Genomic DNA, 5237 nt, shown 5'->3' on the forward strand with positions numbered 1-5237 from the left:
GGGGAAGCGCGTACGGGGGCGCGGGGGCGCGGCCGCGGAGCCCCCTCCGATGGTTTCCCGCCACTACGCGGTGCTCATGGTGCGTCTCACAGTGCGGTCCGGCGGCCGGACAGCCGCCGCGACCCCGTAGGGTTGGAGCGTGACCGTGAACGCTGAAATCCACGCCGGTGGCAACACCTGGCGCTCCCTTCCCGCGGCGCAGCAGCCTGAATGGCCGGACCAAGAGGCTCTGCGCGATGTGATCGCGGAGCTCTCGAGCTATCCCCCCCTCGTCTTCGCGGGCGAGTGCGACCAGCTGCGCCAGCGTCTGGGAGCCGTCGCCCGTGGTGAGGCGTTCCTGCTCCAGGGCGGCGACTGCGCCGAGGCCTTCGACGCCGTCGGTGCCGACCAGATCCGCAACAAGCTCAAGACGCTGCTCCAGATGGGCGCCGTGCTGACCTACGCGGGCTCCGTGCCCGTGGTCAAGGTGGGCCGGATCGCCGGTCAGTACAGCAAGCCCCGCTCCAAGCCGACCGAGACCCGCGACGGCGTGACGCTGCCGACCTACCGCGGCGACTCCGTCAACGGCTTCGCCTTCACGTCCGAGGCCCGTACGCCGGACCCGCAGCGCCTGAAGCGGATGTACAACGCGTCCGCCTCCACGCTGAACCTGGTGCGCGCCTTCACCACGGGCGGCTACGCGGACCTGCGCCAGGTGCACGCCTGGAACCAGGACTTCGTGAAGTCCTCGCCGTCCGGGCAGCGCTACGAGCAGCTCGCGCGCGAGATCGACCGGGCGATGAACTTCATGAACGCCTGCGGGGTGGACCCGGAGGAGTTCAAGACCGTCGAGTTCTACGCGTCCCACGAGGCGCTCGTCCTGGACTACGAGTCGGCGCTGACCCGTGTCGACTCCCGTACGGGCAACCTCTACGACGTGTCCGGACACATGGTGTGGATCGGTGAGCGCACCCGCCAGCTGGACGGGGCGCACATCGAGTTCGCGTCGAAGATCCGCAACCCGATCGGTGTGAAGCTCGGTCCGACGACCACGCCCGAGGAGGCGCTCACGCTGATCGAGCGGCTCGACCCGGAGCGCGAGCCGGGCCGTCTGACCTTCATCACCCGCATGGGTGCGGACAAGGTCCGGGACCGACTCCCGGCCCTGGTCGAGAAGGTCACGGCGTCCGGTGCCCAGGTCGCGTGGGTCTGCGACCCGATGCACGGCAACACCTTCGAGGCGGCCTCGGGTCACAAGACCCGCCGCTTCGACGACGTGCTGGACGAGGTCAAGGGCTTCTTCGAGGTCCACAAGGGCCTCGGCACGCACCCGGGCGGCATCCACGTCGAGCTCACCGGTGACGACGTCACCGAGTGCGTGGGCGGCGGCGACGAGATCTTCGTCGACGACCTGCACCAGCGCTACGAGACGGCCTGCGACCCGCGGCTCAACCGCAGCCAGTCGCTGGACCTCGCGTTCCTCGTCGCGGAGATGTACCGCGACCAGTGAGCGGATGACGCTGCGCGGCCGAGTGCGTAATGGTGGGGCCCGGATCGGGTGATCCGGGCCCCACTGCGTTGTCTTTCCGCCATCCGTCCAGGTAAGGTAAGGGTTACCTTATTGATCAACCTGGTAGGGCGGTGACCCGCGTGTACGTCTGCTCGTGCTTCGGCATCACGGAGCAGCAGGTGCGTGAGCACGCGGCGAAGGGAGCCTGCACGCCCCGCCAGATAGCCTCCGCGAGCAAGGCGGGCACGGACTGCGGCAGCTGTGTGCGGCGCATCCAGTCCCTTCTGGGGCGCGGGGCGTGCCCGCGGCGGGAGCTCGCGGACTCGGGGGCCGATGTATTGGCCCCCGAGATATCCCGCGCGGCGCAGATGCAGGCGCAGGCCGCCTAGGCGTCTGCCCGGTGCTGCCGTCCGGCGGCTGCGGGTTGTCTGCGGCTGGTCGCGCAGTTCCCCGCGCCCCTTCGGGGCGCCCTGAGAGCCCGGATCAGTCCGCCCCGCCGTTCGACTGCTCGATGAACTGGGCGAGGTAGAGCGGTTCGCCCAGCTTCTCGATGAGTTCCAGCTGGGTGTCGAGGTAGTCGATGTGGTCCTCCTCGTCCGCGAGGATCGACTCGAAGATGTTCGCCGAGGTGATGTCGCCCTTGGCCCGCATGACCTCCACGCCGCGCCGGAGCCGGTCGATGGCCTCGACCTCCACCTGTCGGTCGGCCTGGAACATCTCGGTGATCGTCTGGCCGATGCGTACGTGGAAGAGCCGCTGGTAGTTGGGCAGCCCCTCCAGGAAGATGATCCGGTCGGTCAGCGTCTCCGCGTGGCGCATCTCGTCGAACGACTCGGCGCGGGTGTGTTCTGCGATCTTCGTCCAGCCCGCGTGCTCCTGCATCTTGGCGTGCAGGAAGTACTGATTGATGGCGGTCAGCTCGGCGGTCAGCTGCTCGTTGAGGAATTCGATGACCTCGGGGTCGCCCTGCATTGCGCGGGCTCCTTCCAAGAAAGTCGGCAGGTTGCGCGCATCCTTGCACCGCGACTTTGAAACCGTCCAGTAAGTTCACACTTAGTGGGAGTTGTCCGTTTCGGAAAACGGCGAGTATCCCCCTGGTCACCGGCACTGCCGAAGGTCTGACACCATGGAGGTATGGGTCAGTCGGAAAGCCGCGAGGGAGAACATCTCCAGCTGCCTCCGGGGCAGCGCCTCCAGCGCGGGTGGCCGGTGACGCACTACGGGCCCGTCCCGAAGTTCAGGCCGGAGCGCTGGGAGTTCCGCGTCTTCGGGGCCACCGCCGACGGCGAGAAGCACTGCTGGACGCATGACGAGTTCTCCGCGCTGCCGTACACGACGGTCCTGGCGGACCTGCATTGCGTCACGAAATACAGCATGCTGGACGCCGAATGGGGCGGGGTCGCGACCCGCACCATTCTCGAACTCGCGCCGCCCGCGCCCGAGGTCACGCATGTGATGGTGTGGGCGGAGTACGGCTTCAGCTCGAATCTCCGGCTCTCCGACTTCACGTCGGAACAGTGCATTTTCGCCACCCACAAGGACGGCGAACTGCTCACCGCCGAGCACGGCTTTCCGGTACGGCTCGTGGTGCCGCATCTCTACGCCTGGAAGGGGCCCAAATGGGTGCGCGGCGTGGAGTACATGACGGCCGACCGCCGCGGCTTCTGGGAGGAGCGCGGCTACCACAACGTCGGCGATCCGTGGCGTGAGCAGCGGTATTCCTACCAGGAGCGGCCGGGGGAAGGGCCTGAGCTCTGACGTCCCGTTTTGCCGGGGTGCGCCTATTGGGGTGCGTCTTGCGCTGCGCGCGCGTCTGCGGGTCCGGTGGGGGCTGGTCGCGCCTGCGCGGCGGAGCCGCATAATGTCACAGCCCCGCGCCCCTTTCGGGGCGCAGCCCCGTGCGCAGCCGCTTCAGGTGGGTCACGTCCGCCGCGTGGCCCTCCGGGCCGCCCGGGGTTTCGATGGTCAGGGGGACGCCCTCCGTCGCGGGGTGGGTGAAGAGCTCCGCGAAGGGGCCGGCCCCGATGTGGCCCACGCCGATGTTCTCGTGACGGTCCCGGTGGGCTCCGGCCGCCTCCTTGGAGTCGTTGGCGTGGATCAGCCGCAGCCGCCCCTCGCCCACCACGGAGACCAGTTCGTCCAGCGTCCGCTTCATCCCGCCCGTCTCCGCGAGGTCGTGCCCCGCGGCGAAGACGTGGCAGGTGTCCAGGCAGACGCCCAGCTTCGGGTGCCGCTCCAGCGCGTCGAAGTACGGGCCGAGGTCCTCGACCAGCGAGCACAGGGACGCGCCCTGACCGGCCGTCGGCTCCAGCAGCAGCCACGGGTCGTCGTCGTGCGTCAGCTCGTCCAGCAGCGGCAGCAGCCGCTCGTGGACCTGCGCGAGGGCCTCCCGGCGGGGCCGTCCGCCGGTCGCCGAGCCCGTGTGCACGACGACGCCGAGCGCGCCGATCGCCCGGCCCCGGCGCAGCGAGTGCCGCAGTGACTCCCCGGACAGCTCGACCGTCCGCTCCGTGTGCGAGCCGAAGTTGATCAGGTACGGGGCGTGCACCCAGACCGGCAGCGACTCCTCGGCGCAGGCCGCGCGGAACGCCTCGTCCTGCCGGGGGTCGCCGTCCGGCGTGGCCCAGCCGCGCGGGTTGGCCACGAACACCTGGACCGTCTCGGCGCCCATCGCCCGGGCGTACGGCAGGCCGGTCCTCGCGAGGCCCCCGGCGACGGGGATGTGCCCGCCGACGGGGTTGCGCAGGCGCGCGGACGGGAGTGCGGAGGTGGTGGTGCCGTACACGGTCTAGAAGCCGCCCTTGAGCCGGATGGTGATGGTGTCGCCCTTGGCGGCCTTGTCGCCGCCCTTGACGGACTGGCTGTCGACCGAGTCCCGGGGGAAGAAGAAGGGCCGGTCGACCTCGACCTTGAAGCCTGCCCCGGTGAGCGCCGCCTTGGCGTCCGCCTCGCTCTTCCCGGTGACGTCCGGGACGGTCACCATCTCCTTGCCCTTGGAGAGGGTGAGCGTGACGGTGTCGCCCTTGGCGGCCGTGTCGCCGTCGCCGGGGGACTGCGCCGCGACCGAGCCCGCGGGGATGTCGGAGTAGACCTGGGCGTCGGAGATCTGCACCTTGAGGCCCTTGGCCGTCAGGGCGGACGTGGCCGCGTCGGCGGTCAGGCCCTGCACCCTCGGCACGCTGATGGCCTCGCCCTTGCTGACGGTCAGCGCGACCGGGGAGTCCGGCCTGCGCTCGGAGCCGGGCTTGGGGTCGGTGGCCAGCACCGAGCCCAGCGGGGTCTCGGTGCTGAACTGGGTGACGGTCTCGCCGACGGTCAGCCCCGCGGCCTGGATCTTCTTCTTCGCCTCGTCGAGGGTCATGCCGACGACGTTGGGCACCTCCGTCCTCGCGGGGCCCTTGGAGACGGTGATGGTCACCTTGCCGGTGTTGCGGATGCGGCTGCCGGGGGTGGGGTCCGTCGAGATGACGTGGCCCCGGTCGACGGTGTCGCTGAAGTCCTGCTTGGTGCCGACGCCGAGCCCGGCCTTCTCCAGCGTCCGCTGCGCCTTGTCCTGCGTCATGTCCAGCACGGCCGGGACGGTCGTGAACTGGCCGGAGCTGATGTACCAGACGCCCGTGCCGATCACGGCCAGCACGACGGCGGCGAGCACGGCGAGCAGCGTGCGGCTCGGGCGACGCCGGGGCCCGCGCCGGCCGTGCCCGGCCGCGGCGGGCGGTGCCGGGGGCGCGGGTGGGTGCTCCAGGCG

Annotated in this window: 6 protein-coding genes; 3 read left to right on the forward strand and 3 right to left on the reverse strand. The window is 70.2% G+C overall.

All coding sequences use genetic code 11. The features are described from left to right. The first annotated feature begins 139 nt into the window (after window positions 1–139). Both K6I34_RS30890 and K6I34_RS30895 read left to right on the forward strand, forming a co-directional pair. Window positions 140–1489 carry a class II 3-deoxy-7-phosphoheptulonate synthase gene (locus K6I34_RS30890; protein WP_374231071.1) on the forward strand — a complete coding sequence of 450 codons (1350 nt, stop codon included), beginning with the start codon at window positions 140–142 and terminating at the stop codon, window positions 1487–1489. A gap of 131 nt (window positions 1490–1620) precedes the next feature. Continuing rightward, window positions 1621–1878: a bacterioferritin-associated ferredoxin gene (locus K6I34_RS30895; protein WP_229331096.1), complete on the forward strand. Its 258-nt coding sequence runs from the start codon at window positions 1621–1623 to the stop codon at window positions 1876–1878. A 94-nt stretch (window positions 1879–1972) separates the two neighbouring features. Here K6I34_RS30895 and bfr read toward each other — a convergent pair whose 3' ends face one another. Continuing rightward, window positions 1973–2461 (reverse strand): bacterioferritin, encoded by a 489-nt coding sequence (bfr, locus tag K6I34_RS30900; RefSeq protein ID WP_229331098.1) that lies wholly within the window; start codon window positions 2459–2461, stop codon window positions 1973–1975. 162 nt (window positions 2462–2623) lie between these two features. Between bfr and K6I34_RS30905 the strand changes: the two genes are divergently transcribed. After that, window positions 2624–3247: a sulfite oxidase-like oxidoreductase gene (locus K6I34_RS30905; RefSeq protein ID WP_229331100.1), complete on the forward strand. Its 624-nt coding sequence runs from the start codon at window positions 2624–2626 to the stop codon at window positions 3245–3247. Between the two features lie 106 nt (window positions 3248–3353). On the opposite strand, the gene K6I34_RS30910 is transcribed toward K6I34_RS30905, so the two are convergent. Next, on the reverse strand, window positions 3354–4235 hold the full coding sequence (locus tag K6I34_RS30910) for a deoxyribonuclease IV (protein ID WP_229331106.1): 882 nt from the start codon (window positions 4233–4235) through the stop codon (window positions 3354–3356). A 42-nt stretch (window positions 4236–4277) separates the two neighbouring features. Next, window positions 4278–5237: Stk1 family PASTA domain-containing Ser/Thr kinase (locus tag K6I34_RS30915; RefSeq protein WP_229331102.1), on the reverse strand; the 960-nt coding region annotated here is incomplete at its 5' end.

The sequence above is a fragment of the Streptomyces sp. UNOC14_S4 genome, assembly GCF_020740835.1.
Classification (GTDB): domain Bacteria; phylum Actinomycetota; class Actinomycetes; order Streptomycetales; family Streptomycetaceae; genus Streptomyces.